Below are 21,677 nucleotides of genomic sequence, written 5' to 3'. Positions count from 1 at the left end.
CCGCAATCCGAATCGGAATGCCAAACGCGCAGCCGCGGCCATCATTTCATCTCGATATGGGTGCTCAGCGCTTCAGCGCACGCGAGAACGCGTCGGCCAGCGCGCTATTCGCGGCCGGCGCCGCGGACTTCTTCACGGGTGCGGAACGAGGGCTGCCACGTTCATTGCGTTCGTCGCGCGCAGGACGCGCGCCGCCGCGCGCTTCGCCCGGCACGTCGTCGAGGCGCATGCTGAGCGCGATGCGCTGGCGCTGCAGGTCGACCTCCATCACCTTGACCTTGACGATGTCGCCGGCCTTGACGGCTTCGCGCGGGTCGCGCACGAACGTGTGCGAGAGCGCAGACACGTGCACGAGGCCGTCCTGGTGCACGCCGATGTCGACGAACGCGCCGAACGCGGCGACGTTGGTCACGCGGCCTTCGAGCACCATGCCGACCACGAGATCCTTGAGGTCCTCGACGCCTTCGGCGAACGAGGGTGCGACGAAGGTCGGGCGCGGATCGCGGCCGGGCTTCTCCAGCTCCTTCAGGATGTCGCGCACGGTCGGCACGCCGAAGCGCTCGTCGGTGAATTGCTCGGGTTTCAGCGTGCGCAGGAAGCCGCTGTCGCCGATCAGTTGCTTCACTTCACGGCCGCAAGACTTGATGATGCGTTCGACGACCGGATAGGCCTCCGGATGCACGCCACCTGCATCGAGCGGATTGTCGCCGTGCGGGATGCGCAGGAAGCCGGCGCTTTGCTCGAACGCTTTGTCGCCGAGGCGCGGCACCTTCTTCAGCGCCGTGCGCGTCGCGAACGCGCCGTGCTCATCCCGGTATTTGACGATATTTTCGGCGACGCCGGACGATAGCCCGGCCACGCGCGCGAGCAGCGGTGCCGAGGCGGTGTTCACGTCGACGCCGACCGCATTCACGCAGTCCTCGACCTTGGCATCGAGTGCGCGTGCGAGCTTGGACTGGTTCACGTCGTGCTGATACTGGCCGACGCCGATCGCCTTCGGCTCGATCTTCACGAGTTCGGCGAGCGGGTCCTGCAGGCGGCGCGCAATCGAGACCGCGCCGCGAAGCGAGACATCGAGTTCCGGGAACTCCTTCGCCGCGAGTTCCGACGCCGAATACACGGAGGCACCCGCTTCGCTGACCACGATCTTGGCGAGTTTCGGATCGGCGAGTTTCTTCATCATCTCGCCGGCCAGCTTGTCGGTCTCGCGCGAGGCGGTGCCGTTGCCGATCGCGATCAGCGCGACGTTGTGCCTTTTGCACAAGGCACCGAGTTCGGCGAGCGACGGGTCCCACTGCCGGCGCGGCTCGTGTGGATAGATCGTCGTGGTCGCCAGCAACTTGCCGGTCGCATCGACCACCGCAACCTTGACGCCGGTGCGGATGCCGGGATCCAGCCCCATGACCGCCTTCGGTCCGGCCGGCGCGGCCAGCATCAAGTCCTTGAGGTTGTCACCGAACACGCGGATCGCCTCGTCCTCGGCGGTTTCGCGCGCGCGTGCGAACAGGTCCAGCATCAGCGACAGATGCAACTTGACCTTCCAGGTCAGGCGGCAGGTTTCGAGCAGCCACGCATCGGCGGCGCGCCCGCGTGCGGCGATGCCGGCATGCGCGGCGACGCGCTCCTGCGCCTCGATATGACCCTGCTCGGGCTCCGCGCCCGGCGCAAGTTCCAGCGCGAGCACGCCTTCGTTGCGCGCGCGCATCAGCGCGAGCAGGCGGTGCGACGGGATCTTCGCGATCGCTTCGGCATGGTCGAAGTAGTCGCGGAACTTCGCGCCTTCGTTCTCCTTGCCCTCAATGACCTTCGCGCGAATCTGGCCCTTGCTCCAGATCCAGTCGCGCAGACCGCCGACCAGCGTGGCGTCTTCGGCGATCGTCTCGATAAGGATCTGGCGCGCGCCGTCGAGCGCGGCCTTGATGTCGGGCACGCCCTTCGCCTCGTCGACGAACGCGGCGGCGCGCTGCTCCGGCGCGATCGTCGGGTCCTCACGTAACGCGAGCGCGAGCGGTTCCAACCCGGCCTCGCGCGCGATCTGCGCCTTGGTGCGGCGCTTGGGCTTGTACGGCAGGTACAAGTCCTCGAGACGCGCCTTGGTGTCGGCCTCGAGGATCTGCGCCTTCAATGTGTCGTCGAGCTTGCCCTGCTCGGCGATGCTGTCGAGGATCGCGGCGCGGCGATCCTCGAGTTCGCGCAGATAGCCGAGGCGCTCTTCGAGCAGGCGCAACTGGGTGTCATCGAGACCGCCAGTGACTTCCTTGCGGTAGCGCGCGATGAATGGCACGGTCGCGCCGCCGTCGAGGAGCTCCACGGCGGCCTTCACCTGCGCCGACTGCGCGGCGATGTCCGCGGCGATGCGTTGTTCGATGCTTTGCATGCGGTGAGTCGAATCCTTGGTGATGCGAAAAAGCGAAGGGCCGCTGTTGCGGCCCCCTGCGATCGATTCTAGCAAGTGGGGGACGAAAGATGCGGTTCGACATGCGCGCGGCGACCGAGCGCCGCCACGATGTTCACCCGCGCATCCAGCGAGAAACGCGAGATGCACCCACGCCGCAGGTCCTGCAACGACCTGCGGCTCGGCAGTGCTCAGTACTGGATCACCGAACGGATCACCTTGCCCTCGTGCATCAGGTCGAACGCGTGGTTGATCTGCTCCAGCGGCAGCACCGCGGATACGAACGGGTCGATCTTGAACTCGCCTTTCATGTAACGATCGACGTAGCCCGGCAGCTGCGAACGGCCCTTGACGCCGCCGAACGCCGAGCCGCGCCAGACGCGACCGGTGACCAGCTGGAACGGCCGTGTCGAGATCTCCTGTCCCGCGCCGGCGACGCCGATAATGATCGACTCGCCCCAGCCCTTGTGGCAGCACTCCAGCGCCGAGCGCATGACCTTGACGTTGCCGATGCATTCGAACGAGTAGTCGACGCCGCCGTCGGTGAGTTCGACGATGACCTGCTGGATCGGCGTGTCCTTGTAGTCGGCCGGGTTGATGAAGTCGGTCGCGCCGAGTTGTTTGGCCATCACGAACTTTTCGGGGTTCATGTCGATCGCGAGAATGCGCCCGGCCTTGGCCATGACCGCGCCCTGGATCACCGACATGCCGATGCCGCCGAGGCCGAACACCGCGACCGTCGAGCCCGGCGTCACCTTCGCCGTGTTCAGCACTGCGCCGATGCCGGTGGTCACGCCGCAGCCGAGCAGACAGACCTTGTCGAGCGGAGCGGCCGGATTGATCTTCGCGACCGCGATCTCCGGCAGCACCGTGTACTCGGAGAACGTGCTGGTGCCCATGTAGTGCAGGATCGGCTTGCCGTTCTTCGAGAAGCGCGAAGTGCCGTCCGGCATCAGGCCCTTGCCCTGGGTCACCCGGATCGCCTGGCACAGGTTGGTCTTGCCGGAGGTGCAGAACTTGCACACGCCGCACTCGGGCGTGTACAGCGGGATCACGTGGTCACCCGGCTTCACGCTGGTCACGCCGGGGCCGACTTCCTGCACGATGCCGCCGCCTTCGTGGCCGAGGATCACCGGAAACAAACCCTCCGGATCCGAGCCGGACAAGGTGAACGCATCGGTGTGGCAGACGCCGGTGGCGACGATCCTGACCAGGACTTCACCCGTGCGCGGACCGTCGAGGTCGACTTCCTCGACCTCGAGGGGTTTGCCGGCGGCCCAGGCAACGGCGGCTCGTGTCTTCATGGTTCGCGATCTCCGAAAGATAAATCGTGCGCGGGGTACGGCGTCGGCAGCAATGTGCATGCCGCGGCGGCAGGTGCGCGTGAGCCACTGCAAACCGCGGCTCTTTCAGGACGTGGTCCGCGTGGCGCCTGCATGATGCCTCCGAGTGAAACGGAGTGGCACACCTGCCGGCGCATTCGGCGGCCGCCAGTGGCACTTGTGGATCACCATCGCGCGGCGCGGATCACTGCGGGATCACGACGCCCCACGGCAGCTCGCCGACCGGTATCTCCTTGCTCACCGCAAGCGCGCGCGTGTCAATCACGCTGACGCTGCCGGACCGTCCATTGGCGACGTAGAGTTTCTTTCCATCCGGTGTCAGTGCCATGTTCCACGGCCGCTGGCCGACCGCAATCTCCTTGATCACCTTGTTCGTCGCGACATCGATCACCGACACGCTGCCGGCGCCGCCGTTGGCGACATAGACGCGCTTGCCGTCGCGGCTTGCGGTGATGCCGGCGGCGCGCAGCGCGGTCGGGATGTTCGTGATGCGTCTGCGCGCGCCGACGTCGATCACGTCGACGCTGTTCGCCGCTTCCTGCGCGACGTAGACATGCAAGGTGCTCGGCACGAACGCGGCGCCACGCGGGTGGCCGCTGGTCGGAATCACGCCGCCGGAGGCATGCTTCGCGACATCGATCACGTCGATGTTGTCCGAACCTTCGTTGCTGGTCAGCAGCTGCTTCCCGTCGGGTGTGAACTCGCAATGTTCGGGATTGCGGCCCTGGACCGGGATCCGCGCCGTGATCGCGAACGACGCGACATCGACCAGCAGTACCTGATGCTGGCCTTCCGCGCAGACCGCGAGCGCGCGGCCGTCTGGCGACAGGCGCACGCCTTCGGCGTCCTTTCCGATCGCGACGGTGTGGGTGATGGCATCCCTGGCCGGATCGATCGCCACCAGCTGGTTGTTCTGCGCATCGACCACGTACAGCGTGTGGCCTGCCTTGTCGGCGTCGATCGCCTGCAGGCGCTTGCCGAGCTTGCCTTGCGCGGTCAGCGTGCGCGCGACCACGTCCGTCTCGGTGTCGATCACCGAGATCGTGCCGCTCTTCTGGTTCGGTACGTACGCAAAGGGCGCCGCATGCGCGCGGCCCGCCGCAAGCGTGATCAGCAGTGCGGCGGCGAGCACCGTTGGCGTGGAAGGCAGGCGTGGCATCGCGTCTCCGATGATCATGACCGAGGGGTCGCAGACGATACCGTATCGCGGACAGCCTACCAGTTGCGCAATGACGGATCGCCGGCATACCTCGAGCGCACGTAGGCGAGCAGCTTCCACAACTCGTCGTCGGTGACGACGCCGGCAAACGGCGGCATGTCACCGACCACGTTCTCGTGGCCGACGCGCGTGTAGCCCTTCGCCTGCAGACCGGTGCTGCCGAGTTTGACCAGGTTGAACAGCGTGGTGTCGTCGCTGCCATAGACCCAGGTGTCGTTGATCACCGGCGGGCACATGCCCCCGCCGCCACCGGCACCGTGGCAGCCGCTGCAGGCCTTCAAGACGAACAGATCCTTGCCCTCGGCAATCGCGTCGGGCTTGTCCGTATATGGATTCCTGACGATGTCGAGACCATGTTCGTTCTTGCCGCCCGTCGTCGGCGTGCCCGCTCCGCGACTCGCGCCGGCCGGCTTGGCCACGGCATCCGCCTTCGACTGATAGGTCGTATCGGCATCCTTCGGCGCCGGTGATTCGGTGTTCGCGCAGGCGCCCGCGCAAACGAGTGCGCCCATGGCGACAAGAAATACGATACGCGGTGTCATCGGCATCTCCATCAGCGCACGCGTCGGGCGAAGCTCAGTCGGCGTTGCGATGCACGCCGTCGATTTCGACCAGCAGCTCGGAGCGGCAGATGTCGCCGGCGAGCAGCAGCAGGCCGCCGAGCGACGGCAGATGCGCGTAGAGCGCTTGCGCAACGAGGCTGGCGTCGGCCGGGTCGCGCAGATAAGCCTTGAGGAAACTGTGCGCCGCGAAGCGCGACGGGTCCACGTCGATACGCTGCAAGAGGCTTGCGAGGTTTGCCAGCGTCTCATCGATCTGTGCGACGAGATCGTCGTGGTGCTGCGAGGCATGGCCGACCACCGCAGCGGTACCGGAGATCAGCAGTTGCGAGGTCGCGGTCAGCATGCCGCGCGCGAACGTCGGCGCGGTCGGGCCGTACTGGCGCGGATAACGCCACGCACTGACTTGGCGTGGATTCTCGACCGGCACGCCGGCATGCCGCGCGGCAAGGCCGTAGACCTGCAATACACGTACGCCGTCCTGGCGGCCGATCGCGGTTGCGGCGGGATAGCGCGTGTCCGGATGCGCGCCCATGCCGCGCGCACGACCATCGCAGAACTGGCGGTAGCGCTCGGCGTCGCCCTCGCCGAGGTTGATCGCATCGAGATAGTTCCAGAGCCGCAGCAGGTGCGGCGTCGCGCTCGCCGCGACGAATGCGGCCAGCGTGCGGTACGCGTGCTCGGCCGCACCGGTGATCCCGCCGTGCGTGGCCTCGTCGACCTCGATCGCGAAAAACAGATGCTCGCCGTCGCTGCTCCAGCGCAGGTCACCGGCGCGGCCGGTCTGCACCGGCGCAGACGCGCGCCAGACCTCGAGAAGCGATGCATCGAGTGGTTCGAGCCCGACCCGCAGTGCGCGCAGATCGTCCGGCAGCGCCGCACTCGCACCGAAGCCGATCACCGCGAGCACGTCAGCCTGGCCAAGCAGTTCGCTCGCCGGCGTCCGCTCGTAGCCGATCCCGAGCGGCAGCGGCAGCGGTTCGGGTTCGGTCATCGGGCTCGACATCGGTCGCGGAAATGCAGACGGGCGGCACCGCGCAGGGTGCGGCGGGGCGCGGATGATACACTGATCGGCCGATTTTCCGCCCGAACCGGCTGCAGCCCAATCGCCCATGGACACCCACGCCAGCGCCTCCGCGCAGACACAAGCCGAGCATGAACTCGCGCAATTGATCGTCGAGAGTCTCAATATCGACTGGGTGAAACCCGCCGAGATCGATCCCGCTGCCGCGCTGTTCGGCAGCGATCTCGGCCTCGACTCGATCGACGCGCTCGAACTCGCGCTCGCGGTCTCCAGGCGCTACGGCTTCCAGCTGCGTTCCGACAACCCGGACAACAAGCGCATCTTCGGCAGCCTGCGCGCGTTGTCCGAGCATATCGAGCGGAATCGCGTGGCGTAACCTGGCAACCGGCTCCACTCAACTCACGCCGGATCCACCGGCGTATTGCCGCCGCTGAACGTATAGCGTGCCTGGCGCCGGCGCGTGATCAGCTCGCCGAGCCATCGGCGCAGGTTGCGGATGCCGTAGCACGCATAGACGAACTTGAACAGCTTCAGCTTGCGCATCACCAGCGCGCTGTCGAACACGTCACCGGCGAGCATCGAGATCACGCTCTGCTCGAGCTGCCACTGGTTGCCCGGGTGCGCGAACAGATGGCGCATCACCGGCGAATTGAAGCGGTAGATGAACCACGAGAACACGCGCACGCCGCGCCGGATGCGCGCCGTGAATGCGCGCTGCAATCCGGTTTCGCGTGAGGGCTCGTCGAGCACCGCGCCAACCATCGCCGCGGCCTGCTTGCCGCTGTGCATCGCCAGGTACACGCCGGACGAGAACACCGGATCGACGAACGCGTACGCGTCGCCGACCATGACCCAGCCCGGCCCGGTCATGCGCTCGCAAGTGTAGGAATAGTTGCCGGTCACGCGCACGTCGGAAATCAGCTCGGCGCCGGTCATGCGCCGCCACAGGTCCGGCATCAGCTTGAGCGTCGCCAGCAGGAACTCCTCGTTGCGGCCGCGGCGCTGCTTCAGATATTCCGGCCAGCACACCGCGCCGACGCTGGTTACGCCATCGCGCAGCGGAATGCACCAGCACCAGCCGTGCGCGAAGTTGTAGATGCTGATGTTGCCGGCGTCGTCGCCCGGGCGCGGTTCGACGCCGCGAAAATGCGCGAAGATCGCGGCGCTCTGGTGCTTGTCATTCTTGCGCTTGATCTTCAGCGCGTTGCCGAGCAGGGTGTCGCGGCCGCTGGCGTCGACGAGGTATTTCGCGCGCACGGTCAGTGCGTTGCCGGCGGCGTCCTTCGCCTGCGCGACGACCGCGCCGACGCCATCGATCTCGACGCGCTCGACCTTGACACCCTCGCGCGCATCGACGCCGTTCTCGCGTGCGTGCTCGAACAGCATCTGGTCGAACTCCTCGCGCTTGACCTGGAACGCGTGCGGCGGTGTATCGCCGATCGCGCGCCGGAAGTGGAAGGTCTGGTAGTTGCCTTCCTCGGACGGAAAGTCGGCGCCGAGCTTGAGCACCCCAAGCGCGCGCACCTTCTCCATCACGCCGAGCGCATCGAAGATCGGCAGGTTCGCCGGCAGCAGGGATTCGCCGATGTGGAAGCGCGGATGGTGATCCTTCTCCAGTTGCAGCACGCGCCGGCCTTGGCGTTGCAACAGCGTCGCCGCGGTCGAACCGCCGGGGCCGCCGCCCACCACCAGTACATCGCAATCGTAGTTGTTTGCCGCTTGTTCCACTCCACCCTCCCCATGTTCGTGCCGCCGGTTCCCCCGGAACCCTATGCTACAGTCGCGCCGCTTTCAGCGTCGCTCCGAAATCGGTTGTCGCCTTCGCGTGTTGCCTTCCGTTTCCGCCAGAGTTCCCGCATCTTCAATCGCCGCGGCGCAGGATCGCGGCTCGCGCCTGTTCGGCTGCGGCGTGGTGGTCTATGCCGCGCTGATGCTCGCAGCGAAACTGAGCGGGAACGTCTGGTTCGATGAACTCGCGGCGCTCGCGCTGATCGGGCTGTTCCTGCTGCCAGGCCTGCGCCGGCGGCGCGTATTGGCATGGATCGTATGGTTTTGCGCGGCCGCCATGCTCGCGCTGCTCGGCGCGCACGGCAATGGCCGATTCGCACTCGACTGCATGCCGGTCCTGATCAATGTCGCGTTGTGCTTCGTGTTCGCGCGCACTCTCGTGCGCAACCGCGAACCGCTGATCGCGCGCATCATCGCCGCGCTCGAAGGACGCGAGCGCCTCATGCTGCCACGCGTCGCCACGTATGCACGCCGCCTGACCTGGGCGTGGGCGCTGTCGTTAGGGATTCAGGCCAGCGTGCTCGCCACGCTCGTCCTCTGCGTCGTTCCGGACGGCCTGCTGGCGTCGCTGCGCGTGGCCCCGCCGATCGCGATCGGTCCGGCATGGCGCTGGTACCTGCACCTGGGCAGCTACGTGCTGGTGCCCGCACTGCTGGTTCTCGAGTATGCGTTCCGGCGCTGGCACCTCCGCCACCTTCCGCATCCACCGCTGGCACGGTTCATCGTGCTGCTGGCGCGGCGTTGGCCCTCCCTGATGCGCAGCATCGCGGACGACACCGCGCGGAGCGGCTGATGAACGGCACACCCGCTATCATCCAGACGGTACGCATCTCCGCGCGGCATCCGAGCCTGCCGGGTCACTTCCCCGGCAATCCGGTCGTGCCGGGTGTGGTTCTGCTCGACTGCATCGCGGCAGCGCTCGAACGCGCCGGTGCAGGTTGCTTCCGACGCATCGTCGCGGTGAAATTCATGGCGCCGCTGCTGCCCGAGCAGGATGCGGAACTCAACTTGACCATCGACGGCGCGCGCGTGCGCTTTCGCATGGAGCGCGACGGAACGCCGATACTCAGTGGCGAGGGAGAGCTGACATGGATCGACACATGAGCTCGCACTGGAGCGAGCGCCCGGAGGGTGGCGGCTGGTTCGCGCTCTGGCTGATCCGCACGATCGGTCTCGGGCTGGGACGCAGCGTCGCGCGCTCGTTGCTGTATCCGATCACGCTGTACTTCTATTTCCGCAGACCATTCGAGCGGCGCGTGTCGTATGCGTTCCTGCAGCGCGCGTTCGGCCGTCCGGCCAGCGCTTGGCAGGTCATGCGCCATATCCACCGGTTCGCCTCGACGATCCTCGACCGGGTGTTCCTGCTCGCAGACCGTTTCGCGCGCTTCGACGTGCGCATCCACGGCCTCGACGAACTGACCTCGCGGATGCGTCCGGAGCGCGGTGTGCTGCTGCTCGGGGCACATGTCGGCAGCTTCGAGGTGCTCCGCGTCGCGGCCGCGGAACGGCCCGATGTGAAGGTACGCGTGGTGCTGGATACGCAGCAGACACCGGCGCTGACCGAACTCCTGCACGCGCTCAACCCGGAGATCGCGCGCAACGTGATCGACGCGTCGCGACCGGGCACCGAGATCGTGCTCGCACTCGGCGAGGCGATCGGCGAAGGTGCATTGGCGACCCTGCTGGCGGATCGCGCGCGTCCGCACGAAGCGACCGTCGTGGTCGATTTCCTCGGCGCGCCGGCCGCGTTTCCGGTTGCTCCGTTCCTGATCGGGTCGGTGCTGAAAGCGCCGATCGTGCTGTGCTTCGGCATGTACCGCGGCGGCAACCGCTACGATCTGTATTTCGAGGCATTCGCCGACGAGCTCACGTTGGCGCGTCGCGAACGCGGTGCGGAAACGCGCGCGCTCGTGCAACGCTACGCGGCGCGCCTCGAACACCATGTGCGACATGATCCCTACAACTGGTTCAACTGGCATGATTTCTGGAAACTCGAAAGCGAAGGCGGCGACGCGACTGCTGCAGGCGAGCCTGCTCTGGGCAAGTGCGAGCGGGCTGGCCCTTCCATGTCTGGCCGCGCCACCTGACGCCGCAACACCGGCTGCTGCCCCCGAGCGCATCGATGCCGCGAAGCTGGTCGCCGGACTCAAGCGCGACACGCCGGCGCGCACCGCCTACACGGAGGTGCGCTTTTCCGGGATGCTCGAGCGTCCGCTGATCCTGCGCGGCGAACTCGAATACCTCGGCCCCGGCAAGCTCGGCAAACGCGTCGACACGCCCTATCAGGAGCAGACCACGGTGGCGGATGGCACCGCGAGCGTGCGCCGCGGCACGCGCGCGCCGCGCACGTTCGCACTGAGCCAGGCACCGGAACTCGAGGGCTTCCTGCGCGGGTTCACCGCACTGCTCGGCGGCGACGCCGGCGCGCTCGCGCGCGATTTCGAGCTGGCCGCACGCGGCAGCCCGGCGAGCTGGCAGCTCACGCTGAAACCGCGCGACAGCCGGCTTGCGCGGCGCATCAGCGCGATCCAGGTCGACGGCACCGGCAGCGCGGCGCGCTGCTTCCGCACGCGCGATGCCGACGGCGACCTCAACGTGCTGCTGGTCGACGCGCTGGCCGATACCAAGGTGCCGACGCGGCCCTCGCAGCCGCTGGTCGATGCACTCTGCCGCGGCTTCAAGGTGCCGTGAACACGATGGCGCGGAACCCGTGAGGATGCCCGGCCGCTCCGCGCGTTGGATACTGCTGGCTGCATGGCTGCTCGCACTCGCCGCGCTCGGTGCGTTCGCGATCCATGCGCTGCGCATCGGCACCGATCTGCGCAGTTTCATGCCGCCGCCGCAGACCGCGGACCAGAAGCTGCTGATGGACCAGATCGGCGAGGGCCCGGGTTCACGCCTGCTGCTGCTTGCGATCGACGGCGCACCCGAGGCGCAGCTCGCGGACCTGAGCCGCGGCCTCGCCGACCGATTGCACAGCGACGCGCACTTCGAGCAGGTCGTCAACGGCGCCTTCGATCCGGCCACGCTTGACGACCGGCTGCTCGCGTATCGCTACCTGCTCTCGCCGACGCTCGACCGGCATACGCTCGATGCGACGTATCTTGGCGAACAGCTCGAACAGCGCATCGAGGATCTCGCCTCGCCGGCGGCAACGTTGTTGAAACCGTTGCTGCCGCGCGATCCGACCCTGGAGACGCTCGCGCTGGCCGAGCGTTGGGCGCCGCCGAAGCCGCCGGCGCTGCGCGACGGGGTCTGGTTTTCCGCGGATGGCGCCGCACTCCTGCTCGCGCAAACGGGCGGTACGGGCTTCGATCCGGCCGCGCAGGGCGCGGCGATCGACGCACTGCAGGCGGCCTTCAGCGCGTTGCCGGAGGCGGCTACAGCGAAACTCACGCTCAGCGGACCCGGTTACTTCACCGTGTTGATCAATGCGAACACGCGCGCCGAGGCCGATCGCATCGGGGCGGTGAGCACGCTCGGCTTCATCCTGCTGCTGCTGCTCGCATACCGCAGCGTGCCGTCGCTGCTGCTGGCGGCGCTGCCGGTCGCGAGCGGCGCGCTGGCCGGCGTCGCCACGCTCGCGCTTGCGTTCGGCACCGCGCATGGAATCACGCTCGCGTTCGGCTTCACCCTGCTCGGCGTGGCGCAGGAGTATCCGATCCGCCTGCTCAGCCATCGCCGCGCCGGCGAGGATGCGCTGGCCAGCGCGCGCGCGCTGTGGCCGCTGCTCGCGACCGCGATCGTGTCGGCCGCGATTGCGTATCTCGCGTTTTTCGCGTCCGGCGTGAGTGGCCTGCAGCAGCTGGCGGTGTTCACGATCGCGGGCCTCATCGTCGCCGGCCTGAGCACGCGCCATCTGTTGCCGCGCGTATTGCCGGCGCGTTTTCGCGATGCAGCGGATACGCCGGGACTCGTGCGCGCCGCGACCTTCATCGACCATCTGCCGCGACCGCGCTGGCTGCCGTGGCTGCTGCTCGCCCTCGCACTGCTCGTGCTGTGGCGCCTGCCAGGGCCGCTGTGGCAGAACGATCTCGCCGCGTTGACACCGGTGCCGCCGGACCTGCTGCTGCGTGACGCGAAGCTGCGTGGCGAGCTCGGCGCGCCCGACGTGCGCTATCTGCTGATACTCGATGCGCCCGATGCGGACTGCGTGCTGGCCGTGTCCGAAGCGCTCGAACCCGGGCTCGATGCGCTGGTCAAGCAAGGCGCACTCGACGCGGCGGAACTGCCAAGTCGCTACCTGCCGAGCCTCGCGACCCAGCGCGCGCGCCAGGCGAAACTGCCGGATGCGGCGACGCTCGAAAGCGCACTCGCAGAGGCGGGCCGCGAGCTGCCGTTCCGTTCCGGCCTGTTCGCGCCGTTCGTCGCCGACGTCGAAACCGCGCGTACGCTGCCGCCGCTGACGCCGGCCGAATTTGCGCGCTCGCCGTTCGGCGCACGACTCGCGTCGATGCTGGTGCAACAGGACGACGGCTGGCTCGGACTCGCGACGCTGTCCGGCGTGCACGACGCGGCCGCGCTCGACGCGTTCGCCGAATCGACGCAAGGACACGCGCGCCTGCTCGATCTCAAGACCGCTTCGGAATCGCTGGTCATCGCCTATCGCGAACGCATCCTGCGCGCGCTCGGCCTCGCACTCGGCTTGCTTGCAGTCACCGTCATCGTCGCCCTGCGCAGCCTGCGCCGCGCCTGGCACGTGCTCGCGCCGATGTCGCTGGCGACCTTGCTGGTGCTGGTCGTCGAGCGCGCCTCGGGGATTTCGCTGTCGCTGTTCCATCTGGTCGCGCTGACGCTCGCGGCGGGTCTCGGCCTGCACTACGCGCTGTTCTTCGAACGCCCGGTTGCCGACGCCGCGGAAGGCCGTCGCACGTTGCATGCGACGATCGTCTGCGTGCTGTCCGCGCTGCTCGTGTTCGGCCTGCAGGCGTGGTCGTCGCTGCCGGTGCTGCGCGCGATCGGCCTCACCGTCGCGCTCGGCGTCGGCTTCCATTTCTGCCTGTCGATCCTGATGGCGCGCGAGCGTCGCCCATAGCGCACACGCCGATGCAAGATCGCCTTCTCGAAAAATCCGACTGGTCCGCACTGATCCCGCACCAGGGCGCGATGTGCCTGCTCGACACGGTCATCGCCTGGGACACAACGAGCATCCACGCGCGCAGCGACTCGCATCGCAGCATTGACAACCCACTGCGCAGCGACGGCAAGTTGCGCGCGCTGCATCTGTGCGAATTCGGTGCGCAGGCGATGGCGGTGCATGGCGGACTGATCGCGCGCGCAGCCGGTGGCACCGCGGCGCCCGGGTTTCTCGTCTCGCTGCGCGCGGTCGAATTGCACGTGGCGCGCGTCGATGATCTTCCCCATGCGCTCGATGTGCATGCCGAACGCCTGCTGGGCGGCGAGAGCAGCTGGCAGTATGCGTTCCGCGTCGAACACGCCGGGGTGGTGCTCGCGAGTGGACGCGCAGCGGTGATGGTCGCGGCGTGAGGCCCATCCGATCGAGCCTCGCCGTCAAACCAGCCACAGGCCGATCGCGAACACGCCATACAGCAACCCGAACAGCGCCAGCCGCAGCGGCGTCAGCGCGTCGCGTCGCAGCAGCACGAACAATCCCGCGATCGAGAGCATGGTGACGATCGCGGCCAGGGTCAGCGCCTGGTCGAACAGCCACGGCGTGAAGAACAGGCCCAGCGCGCTCGGCACGGTGGCCTGGATCATCATTGCGCCGCTGATGTTCGCGAGCGCGAGTCCGGTCTTGCCCTGACGGACCCAGATGATCGCGTTCATGGTTTCCGGCAGCTCGGTCGCGATCGGACTCAAGAGCAGCGCCACGACCGCCGGCGGGATGCCGAGCCAGGGGCCGATGCTTTCCAGCTGGCCCACAAACACATGCGAGGCCGCGAAGATGACGCCGAGCGCGATGAGCGTCTGCGCCGCGGCCCAGCCGAGGCTCGGATCCTTCTCGCGCGGCTGCAGCTTGAGCGGCTCCAGCGCTTCCTGTTCCTCGCCATCGGCGTCGTGACGCATCTCGATCCAGAAATACAGCGCATAGGCAGCGAGAAAGAGCAGCCCGAGCCACGGCTTGATCGTTAACGCGACCAGGCCCAGCACCACCTTCAGGATGAAGATCAGCAGGAACCAGCCCTGGTCACGGCTCAGGTGCCGGTCGCGGTCGGCCAGTGCGGGTGGCCGCACGCGTCCCGCGGTGCCGAGCAGCATGACGCCGACGACCGCATACGAGATCGTGCTGAGGACCAGCGGGCCGCCCAGCGCAGCGCCGACACCGATGCTCTTGCTGGCGTCGCTGTGGCCGAAAACGACCGCGACGAAGGTGACCACGCTTTCCGGCAACGCCGTGCCGAACGCGGCGAGGATGGTGCCGACCGCCTTCTCGGCCACGCCGGCCTTGCGTCCGACCCATTCCACACCGTTCACGAAGAACTCGCAGGCGAGATAGATCACGGCGGCGGAGCCGAGCAGCAGGAGCAGGGTCGTCAGCATGACAACGCTCCCGGCCGTAATGCATGAAGAAGCGTGGCGAACGCCGACCCGACTGCGCTGCGCAGCCGTCGAGCGGAAACAGCGGTTGGACGATTCACGAAGGTTCCTTGGGGCCGGACGTCCGATGAGCCAATGACATGCAACCCCGTCCGGCCCGGATAGGGTTCATGCCATTGGTCTCGCTGGACCTCGCGGTTGAGTGCGCCATGACCGACCGGTCAAGTGTGTTGACGCGCTCCCTCTCGGGTGAGAGTCAGCTACTCCCCAATAACGGCCACCATCTTACGTGACGCGAGCGGAAAAAGGATTACGCGGTTTCACGGAGATTCGCCAGCCCCCACGTTGCTCGCTGAATCGAGCTCCACCCCCTCACCCCAACCCTCTCCCCAACGATGAGGCCGTAGGGGGATAGGGAGTAGCGCTCATTCCTTCTCGAAACGGGCGATTTCGTCGAGTGCCGCCTGCGCGCGGTGGATGCTGCCACCCGCGGCGCCGTCACCGAGCTTGCGGCCGAGTGCGGCGCGGTGCGGCTGGTTCGCCCAGCGAACGAACCCGCCTGTCGCGAGCAGGCCGATGGCTCCGACCACCAGCTGGCCCCAGACCGCCGATGGCGCGTTGTCGAGGATCAGGCCCCGGGTCAGCACGACCAGCAAGGGCGCGGTCAGGAACCACCACGGCAGGCCGATCAGCAGGCCGCCGATCACGTAGGTACGGCGCAAGGTCAGCAACTGGCGCTGGATCGCCAGCACCGGCGCGGCGTAGTCGATGCGCGCGATCCGCGCCTGCATGACCGCGCCGAACACGATGAGCCCGAGGCAGTAGACATGCATGACCAGTCCGGCCAGCAGCAGCCACGGTTCGTGCCGATGCGCGACCCAGAACGGCGCGAACCAGAATGATCCCAGTACGCCGATCAGCATCTGGATGGCCTGGCCCCATACCAGCGGGCGCAGCCCGCGGCGCGCCTTGTCGACGCGGCCATCGCGGAACAGTTGCAGGCCGAGTGCATTCTGCTGCTGCAGGCGGCGATCGAGGGTCTGCCAGGCGAGTTTGAGGTCGTCGAGTTCCATCGCATGTTCCATGTCAGTCACCGAGTTGGTTGCTGATGCGGATCTTCAGGCGGCCGATCTTGGTCGCCACGTTGGTTTCGCTGAGGCCGAGGATCTCGGCGATCTCGCGGTGGCTCTTGTCGTCGAGATAGAGCACCAGCAACGCGCGGTTCAACGGATCGAGTCGCGCGATGCAGCGGTACAGCGCGCGGATGCCGTCGTCGGTCTCGCGCGATGCCTCGTCATCGAGGCCGGGTTCGTCACCGGCCTCGTCGAGCGGAGTCGAATGCCGGTCGTGCATGCGCGCGCTGCGCACGAACGAGATCGCGACGTTCAGTGCGATGCGGTACATCCAGGTCGAGAACGAGCGGCCGTCGTCCCAGGACCGAAACGCTTTCCACGCCTGCGCGCTGATTTCCTGGGCCAGATCGCGCCGGTCCTCGACGTGCCGGCAATACGTGTTCGCGACCTTGAGCACGATGCCGCGATGGCGCTCGAGCAGTGTCTGGAACTGCGCCCGCAGCGAGTCCGTCGTCATCCTGGCCTGCACCATGTCCACCGGTCCCGTCTCCGATCCTGTGCGTCGGAGCAGTGATTCGCGCGACAGCGGGAAATATCACAGCAGCGCCCCGCACCGGCACGACAGGCTACGCAAGCGCCGGCGAAGCCGCCATCATGGGCACCCCGACTTCCTGACGGACGGATTCGAGATGACGAACCCGCGACGAGCGCTGGTCACCGGCGGCAGCGGTGACATCGGTGGTGCGATCGCGCGCGCACTCGCCGCGGACGGCTGCGAGGTGCTCGTGCATGCGCATTCAGGTACCGAACGTGCCGCCGAGGTGGTCACGGCGATCCGCACAGCGGGCGGCCGCGCCGAAGCCATCGCGTTCGACCTGACCGATGGCACCGCGACGCGCGACGCGCTCGAGCGCATGCTCGAGGCAGGGCCGATCCAGGTGCTCGTGCACAACGCCGGCATCCACGACGATGCGCCGCTGGCCGGCATGCGCGAGGAGCAATGGCGAAGCGTGATCGACGTGTCGCTGCATGGCTTCTTCCACGTGACCCAGCCGCTGCTGCTGCCGATGGCGCGTACACGCTGGGGCCGCATCGTCTCGGTGTCGTCGGTCGCCGCAGTGCTCGGCAACCGCGGCCAGACGAACTACGCGGCGGCGAAATCCGCGCTGCACGGCGCGACAAAGTCGCTGGCGCGGGAGATGGCCTCGCGCGGGATCACCGCGAATGTCGTCGCGCCCGGCGTGATTGCCGGACGCATGACGGCGGACACATTCGATGACGCGCAGATCAAGACGATCGTACCGGCTGGCCGCGCCGGCACGCCGGACGAGGTCGCCGCGCTGGTGCGTTTTCTGTGCTCGGACGCGGCCGCCTACGTGAACGGACAGGTCATCGGCGTCAATGGGGGCATGGCCTAAGTCGGCGAAATGAGGCCAGGTTTGGTCAGATTCATTTCGCGCGCCCATCCAGCTCACTCCATCGCCGGACGGAACGGATGGACCTCGCGGCGGATTGACTGGCCGATGTTGCTGGGTAGGGTCGGTCGGACCATGTTCCATCCGCTGGGGAGATCTTCATGTATCCGCAAATTTGCAGACACCTTGTCGCTTGTCTGGCGGCCGTACTGCTCGCGACCGCCGACTTGACGTCACCTATCTATGCCGCGCCGCTTGACGCGCAAGCATCGAGCAACGAGAGCCCCCAATCGTTGTCGGCAGTGAACACCGAAGTTGGCTTTCGCTGCGATACGTGCACGACCAGCGACTCGTTTGTCCAGGCGGCTCTCACTCGCTATCCGCGCGCAGTCAGCAGCATCGCATACGTCATCAACCTGCAGACCGGAGTGGTGAAAGCGGTCTATCTTGACTGGGATACCGAGTCCCGCCGGCAGATCGGTGGCCACGAACTTGCGGTCGACCCACTGTTGCAGCGCTATGTCAGCGATGTTGGCGCGGTGTACCGCGAAAACGGCAATTCGCTGGACCTCAAGCTGGTCGTGCGCGGGGAAGGATCGGTGTACTGGGTCCGCGCCAACGGCACGACCGAGGAGCTGAAGGGCGCCGATTGGCGTATCGCCAGCGGCGGCCACCTCAAGTCGATGGATGCGGTCGACTCGGCACCGCCGAACTCGGCGCCGATCGACCTGCGCGGCTACCAGTTCAGCGAGCCGGCGTTTTCCAATCGATATCCGAATTTTCCGAAGACGAGCTACGACCACGCCTTTAACGCTGGTTCCAACATCAACGATTTTGTTCGTGACCAGACGACAGACATCAAATACGGGACGCCGAGTGGCGTCATCAATGGGACCGTCTCGGCAACCGCCAGCCCGGGAGCGTCCATTGCTGTCGTTTCGCTTGGCGGCGGCGTCACCACCTCCAGAACGTTGACGAGTGTGATCACCGTCTACGTGCCGATGAAGGACGGCGGCTTCGCACTGGTTCAATACGACAAGCAAACCGGCATAGTGACGTTAAGCGAACTGCGGGACGGTCAAGGCTTCTTGCTGCCGACAAATCACCCGACTCCCCGGACCTATCTCCCGGATGTCTCTTTGAATTTCAACCAGGGCTCAGGCAACGGCAACACCTCGCTCAACGCATTCCTCGATTGGACCGGGCGCAACGGGATTCCGGTCAGCGTGAATCCGACGCCGTGGTTCCAGTTGAGATGCACGTCTGGCATCAATCGCGAGGGGACCTTGGCCGTCTCCTGCAAGCAGCCGCAGTAACCCCGCAACCGATGGCGATCGGCGCCGGCCGTCCGATCGCCATCGATCACCGCCGGGCGTGGCTGCAACAATGCATCGCAGATCGGAACTGATGGGCATGCCTGCCGGTCCTTCAGCCGAAGTCACTTCGCGGACGGATCGAAGATCAGCGGCGGCGGCGCGTGCGGAGGCCGCCAGGCGCACATGGCGATCCCGCGTGGATCGCGCGCCAACTGGCCGGAGGGCGCGGCGCAGGCTTGCGCGTCAACCGCCTGAGCGGATTGGATCGCGCACGCGAAGGCACAAGCCGAGCATCGGTGTCGTCATCAGCGTGGTTGCGATCGCCATCACCATCAGCATGGTGAAAAGCTCGGGGCCGATCACGCCGGCGTCGAGGCCAACCTTCATCACGATCAGTTCCATCAGGCCGCGCGCGTTCATCAGCGAGCCGACCGCGAACGCTTCGCGCCAGCTCAATGCTGCGCTGCGCGCGGCAGCGGCGGCGCCGAGCACCTTGCCGGCGATCGCCACGAACAGGATCAGCAATAGCGCAGCCAGACCGCTGCCCGCGAAAGCGTCCGCCGTCGTGTTCAATCCAGCCAGAGCGAAGAACACCGGCATCAGCATGAGCACGGCGACGTGTTCGATACGCTCGATCAGCGTGTCGAGCAGACGGTCGTCGCGCGGCAGGCAGGCACCGAACAGGAACGCGCCGAACACCGCATGCAGGCCGAGCCATTCGGTCGCCGCCGCCATCGCACAAGCGCCGATCAGCAGGCTGCTCAGTACCGTTCCGCCGGGACGCCCGTCTGCCGCATGACGCGCGAGCATTCGCGCGATCAACGGCCGCAGCACGCCGAAAGCGATGGCCGCGATCGCGACTAGGCCCGCCGTGGTGCGCAGGAACCCGTTCCAGCCGCTATGCGTTCCGATCAGCGCAACGACGAAGGCGAGCATGATCCACGCGAGCACGTCGGCGATCGCCGCGGCGGCCAGCGAAAGCTGGCCGACCGGACTGCGCGCGAGGCCTTGGTCCTTGAGGATGCGCGCCATCACCGGAAACGCGGTGATCGCCAGCGATATCGCGACGAACAACGCGAACGGCCAGAAGCCGACCCCGGCCGGCGCAAGGCGCGCATGGAGCGCGGGCGCGATGGCCAGGCCCAGCGCCGCCGGCAGCAGCACGCCGACCGTGCCGATACGGCCGGCCGCGCCGAAGCGCCCGCGCGCGCCTGCAGGAGCGCGCAGCTCCACGCCGACGATGAACATGAAAAGCACGATACCAACCTGGCTGAGGCCCTCCAGTGCAGCGAGCTTTTCACGCGGGAACAGCCAGCCATGCAGGTCCGGTGCGAGCGCGCCGAACACGATCGGACCGAGCGCGAGCCCGGCGACCATCTCGCCGATCACCGGCGGCTGGCCGAGCCGGCGCAGCAGCCACGCGAGCAGTCGCGCCGCCGCGAGGATCACCGCCAATTGCAGCAACAGATGCGGAACGTGACCCATCGTCAGTGTTCGACGGCGGGATCGAACACCAGCGGCGGCGTGGCATGCGAACGCCGGTAACTGTCGACGACACGACCGTAGTGCACGATGCGCCTGATCGTGTACCAGGTGATGCGCGTGACATCGCGTACCGGACGGAAATGACTGCCGCGGAACTCGCCGTGGTAACGCGATTCGATCGGCACCGAGACGATGCCAAGCCCTTTCTCGCGCGCAGCCGCGATCAGCAGGGCAGCCTCGAATACGAAGTCGTCGGCGGCGAGATCGGCCAGTTCGAGCGCACCGAGCGGGTAGTAGCGCTGACCGCTCTGCGTATCGACGACCGGAATGCCGCAACCCCAGGAGATGCCCCAGTCGGCGAAGTTGTTCGCGCGCCGCCGCGCCGGCGGCTGGTTGTCGCGATTGAGGACGCGCGCGCCGATCACGATGTGTTCCGGATAGCGCCGCGCTGCCGCGAGCAGGCGCGGGATGTCTGCGGCGAGGTGCTGGCCGTCGCCGTCCATCGCGATGACCGCGTCGAAACCGAGTTCGCGCGCCTTGCGGAAACCGTCGCGCAGGCCCTGGCCCTTGCCGAGCGGCGTGGCATGGCGAATCAGCGTGACCGGCAGGTCGGCGATACGCTCGACAGTCGCGTCGGTCGAGCCGTCGTCGATCACGATCACGTTCGGCGTGATCGCGAGCACGGATTCGACAATGCCACGGATCGCGCGCTCCTCGTTCAGCGCCGGAATGACGACCGCGATGCGCGCGGGATCGGTCGCGCTCATGCGAGCACCTCGATCGCCAGCGTGCTCGCGCGGCCGTTCGGCAGGCGCACGATGCCCGATTGCGCGCGCGCAAGCGCTCCGAACAACGGCAACGCGTTCGCGATCGGTGTCGCCTCGGCGAGCGCCCTCCACTCCGCTTCCGGCTCGTCCACCGGCGCACTACGCGCCTCGTGGCGAAGCCGCAGCGAGGCACGCGTGCGTGGTCTGTGTTCGGGACTCAGCAGCAGAGCCGTGCCGAACGTCATCGCAGCCGGCAGTACGTCGCCCAGCGCGCCCTGCCCGGCGATGTCGTAGGCGGCGAACACGACCGGTGTCCGGTCAGCCAGTGCCTGCACGCTTGCTTCGAGCAGGCCCGCAGCGAAGCTGCCGCGCCATGCGCTGATCGCGCTCGATGCTGCGTGGCAATGCGTGGCGATGGTCCAGTAGCCGGCCGGTGCGTTGTGCACCGAGTTGTGGAAGCGTGTCGGCGAGAGCGCGAGCGGATCACCGGCCAGGGTCGTGCACAGCGCGTCGCTGATCGCGATGTCGCCATGCGCCGATGCGAACACGGCCGGCACGTCCGCAGCGTCGCGGCCGGCCATCGTGCAGGCCTGATTGGCGACCTCGCAGGCCAGTAGCACCGGCGCGGGCGCGCGGCGGCGCTCGCTGGGAGGCAGCACATCGGGCGCGGGCCCTTTATCGCCCGTGGTCGGGAGTGTGGTGCCGTCTCGCAGCAAGGCGGCTGCAGCGTTCCAGTTCGGGACGCCGGGTGACCACCAGCCGATACCTTCGATATGCACGAGTAGACCTTCCAT

The 21,677-nt window shown here is 67.3% G+C and carries 21 protein-coding genes and 1 riboswitch; of the genes, 9 read left to right on the top strand and 12 right to left on the bottom strand.

Annotated features, from left to right (window positions below; translation table 11 throughout):
- Nucleotides 1-64: 64 nt before the first annotated feature.
- The 5 genes from ABD002_RS07850 to ABD002_RS07830 all read right to left on the bottom strand — a co-directional run bounded on the left by ABD002_RS07850 (nucleotide 65) and on the right by ABD002_RS07830 (nucleotide 6,523).
- Complete coding sequence (locus ABD002_RS07850; RefSeq protein WP_343789088.1) at nucleotides 65-2,377, bottom strand: Tex family protein; 2,313 nt, start codon at nucleotides 2,375-2,377, stop codon at nucleotides 65-67.
- A gap of 209 nt (nucleotides 2,378-2,586) precedes the next feature.
- Nucleotides 2,587-3,699, bottom strand: coding sequence for an S-(hydroxymethyl)glutathione dehydrogenase/class III alcohol dehydrogenase (locus tag ABD002_RS07845; protein WP_343789085.1), 1,113 nt, complete (start codon nucleotides 3,697-3,699; stop codon nucleotides 2,587-2,589).
- A 223-nt stretch (nucleotides 3,700-3,922) separates the two neighbouring features.
- A complete protein-coding gene (locus ABD002_RS07840; protein ID WP_343789082.1) occupies nucleotides 3,923-4,897 on the bottom strand; it encodes a beta-propeller fold lactonase family protein in 975 nt (324 codons plus the stop codon).
- A 56-nt stretch (nucleotides 4,898-4,953) separates the two neighbouring features.
- A complete protein-coding gene (locus tag ABD002_RS07835; RefSeq protein WP_343789079.1) occupies nucleotides 4,954-5,499 on the bottom strand; it encodes a c-type cytochrome in 546 nt (181 codons plus the stop codon).
- Nucleotides 5,500-5,533: 34 nt separating this feature from the next.
- Entirely contained in the window at nucleotides 5,534-6,523 is a 990-nt protein-coding gene (locus ABD002_RS07830) for a chorismate transformation FkbO/Hyg5 family protein (RefSeq protein ID WP_343789076.1), read from the bottom strand.
- A gap of 106 nt (nucleotides 6,524-6,629) precedes the next feature.
- On the opposite strand from ABD002_RS07830, the gene ABD002_RS07825 reads away from it, so the two are divergent.
- The gene (locus ABD002_RS07825; RefSeq protein ID WP_343789073.1) at nucleotides 6,630-6,917 is read left to right on the top strand and encodes a phosphopantetheine-binding protein; all 288 of its coding nucleotides are present in this window, start codon (nucleotides 6,630-6,632) and stop codon (nucleotides 6,915-6,917) included.
- A 23-nt stretch (nucleotides 6,918-6,940) separates the two neighbouring features.
- Here the strand turns inward: ABD002_RS07825 and ABD002_RS07820 are convergent, their stop codons facing one another.
- Nucleotides 6,941-8,269: an NAD(P)/FAD-dependent oxidoreductase gene (locus ABD002_RS07820; protein ID WP_343789070.1), complete on the bottom strand. Its 1,329-nt coding sequence runs from the start codon at nucleotides 8,267-8,269 to the stop codon at nucleotides 6,941-6,943.
- A 100-nt stretch (nucleotides 8,270-8,369) separates the two neighbouring features.
- Between ABD002_RS07820 and ABD002_RS07815 the strand changes: the two genes are divergently transcribed.
- From ABD002_RS07815 to ABD002_RS07790, 6 genes are read left to right on the top strand one after another with little or no spacing between them, the layout of a single operon-like run.
- Nucleotides 8,370-9,122, top strand: a complete 753-nt coding sequence (locus ABD002_RS07815) for a COG4648 family protein (protein WP_343789067.1) — start codon at nucleotides 8,370-8,372, stop codon at nucleotides 9,120-9,122.
- The gene (locus tag ABD002_RS07810) at nucleotides 9,122-9,433 is read left to right on the top strand and encodes an ApeI family dehydratase (protein WP_343789064.1); all 312 of its coding nucleotides are present in this window, start codon (nucleotides 9,122-9,124) and stop codon (nucleotides 9,431-9,433) included. Before ABD002_RS07815 ends, ABD002_RS07810 begins: the two co-directional genes overlap by 1 nt.
- On the top strand, nucleotides 9,418-10,416 hold the full coding sequence (locus ABD002_RS07805; RefSeq protein WP_343789061.1) for a lysophospholipid acyltransferase family protein: 999 nt from the start codon (nucleotides 9,418-9,420) through the stop codon (nucleotides 10,414-10,416). The genes ABD002_RS07810 and ABD002_RS07805 overlap by 16 nt, the downstream gene beginning before the upstream one ends.
- Nucleotides 10,307-11,020 carry a LolA-related protein gene (locus tag ABD002_RS07800; RefSeq protein ID WP_343789058.1) on the top strand — a complete coding sequence of 238 codons (714 nt, stop codon included), beginning with the start codon at nucleotides 10,307-10,309 and terminating at the stop codon, nucleotides 11,018-11,020. Before ABD002_RS07805 ends, ABD002_RS07800 begins: the two co-directional genes overlap by 110 nt.
- Before the next feature lie 25 nt (nucleotides 11,021-11,045).
- Nucleotides 11,046-13,364 (top strand): MMPL family transporter, encoded by a 2,319-nt coding sequence (locus ABD002_RS07795; protein WP_343789055.1) that lies wholly within the window; start codon nucleotides 11,046-11,048, stop codon nucleotides 13,362-13,364.
- A gap of 11 nt (nucleotides 13,365-13,375) precedes the next feature.
- Nucleotides 13,376-13,816 (top strand): hotdog family protein, encoded by a 441-nt coding sequence (locus ABD002_RS07790; protein WP_343789052.1) that lies wholly within the window; start codon nucleotides 13,376-13,378, stop codon nucleotides 13,814-13,816.
- A gap of 24 nt (nucleotides 13,817-13,840) precedes the next feature.
- Here ABD002_RS07790 and ABD002_RS07785 read toward each other — a convergent pair whose 3' ends face one another.
- The 3 genes from ABD002_RS07785 to ABD002_RS07775 form a co-directional block, all read right to left on the bottom strand.
- Nucleotides 13,841-14,830, bottom strand: a complete 990-nt coding sequence (locus ABD002_RS07785) for a sodium:calcium antiporter (RefSeq protein WP_343789049.1) — start codon at nucleotides 14,828-14,830, stop codon at nucleotides 13,841-13,843.
- Between the two features lie 114 nt (nucleotides 14,831-14,944).
- Nucleotides 14,945-15,108, bottom strand: a riboswitch (yybP-ykoY riboswitch).
- Nucleotides 15,109-15,252: 144 nt separating this feature from the next.
- Nucleotides 15,253-15,912, bottom strand: coding sequence for a hypothetical protein (locus tag ABD002_RS07780; RefSeq protein ID WP_343789047.1), 660 nt, complete (start codon nucleotides 15,910-15,912; stop codon nucleotides 15,253-15,255).
- 1 nt (nucleotide 15,913) lies between these two features.
- Nucleotides 15,914-16,417: an RNA polymerase sigma factor gene (locus ABD002_RS07775; RefSeq protein WP_343789044.1), complete on the bottom strand. Its 504-nt coding sequence runs from the start codon at nucleotides 16,415-16,417 to the stop codon at nucleotides 15,914-15,916.
- A gap of 172 nt (nucleotides 16,418-16,589) precedes the next feature.
- Between ABD002_RS07775 and fabG the strand changes: the two genes are divergently transcribed.
- Together fabG and ABD002_RS07765 are read left to right on the top strand one after the other, a co-directional pair.
- Entirely contained in the window at nucleotides 16,590-17,318 is a 729-nt protein-coding gene (gene fabG, locus ABD002_RS07770; protein WP_343789041.1) for a 3-oxoacyl-ACP reductase FabG, read from the top strand.
- Nucleotides 17,319-17,476: 158 nt separating this feature from the next.
- The gene (locus ABD002_RS07765) at nucleotides 17,477-18,631 is read left to right on the top strand and encodes a hypothetical protein (protein ID WP_343789038.1); all 1,155 of its coding nucleotides are present in this window, start codon (nucleotides 17,477-17,479) and stop codon (nucleotides 18,629-18,631) included.
- A 243-nt stretch (nucleotides 18,632-18,874) separates the two neighbouring features.
- Here ABD002_RS07765 and ABD002_RS07760 read toward each other — a convergent pair whose 3' ends face one another.
- From ABD002_RS07760 to ABD002_RS07750, 3 genes are read right to left on the bottom strand one after another with little or no spacing between them, the layout of a single operon-like run.
- Nucleotides 18,875-20,116: a cation:proton antiporter gene (locus ABD002_RS07760; protein WP_343789035.1), complete on the bottom strand. Its 1,242-nt coding sequence runs from the start codon at nucleotides 20,114-20,116 to the stop codon at nucleotides 18,875-18,877.
- Between the two features lie 2 nt (nucleotides 20,117-20,118).
- Complete coding sequence (locus ABD002_RS07755; RefSeq protein ID WP_343789032.1) at nucleotides 20,119-20,883, bottom strand: glycosyltransferase family 2 protein; 765 nt, start codon at nucleotides 20,881-20,883, stop codon at nucleotides 20,119-20,121.
- Nucleotides 20,880-21,677, bottom strand: a complete 798-nt coding sequence (locus tag ABD002_RS07750) for a beta-ketoacyl synthase chain length factor (protein ID WP_343789029.1) — start codon at nucleotides 21,675-21,677, stop codon at nucleotides 20,880-20,882. Before ABD002_RS07750 ends, ABD002_RS07755 begins: the two co-directional genes overlap by 4 nt.

It is taken from the genome of Dokdonella soli, from assembly GCF_039523175.1.
In the GTDB taxonomy this organism is placed as follows: domain Bacteria; phylum Pseudomonadota; class Gammaproteobacteria; order Xanthomonadales; family Rhodanobacteraceae; genus Dokdonella_A; species Dokdonella_A soli.
This window is presented reverse-complemented; position numbering and strand designations above follow the sequence as displayed.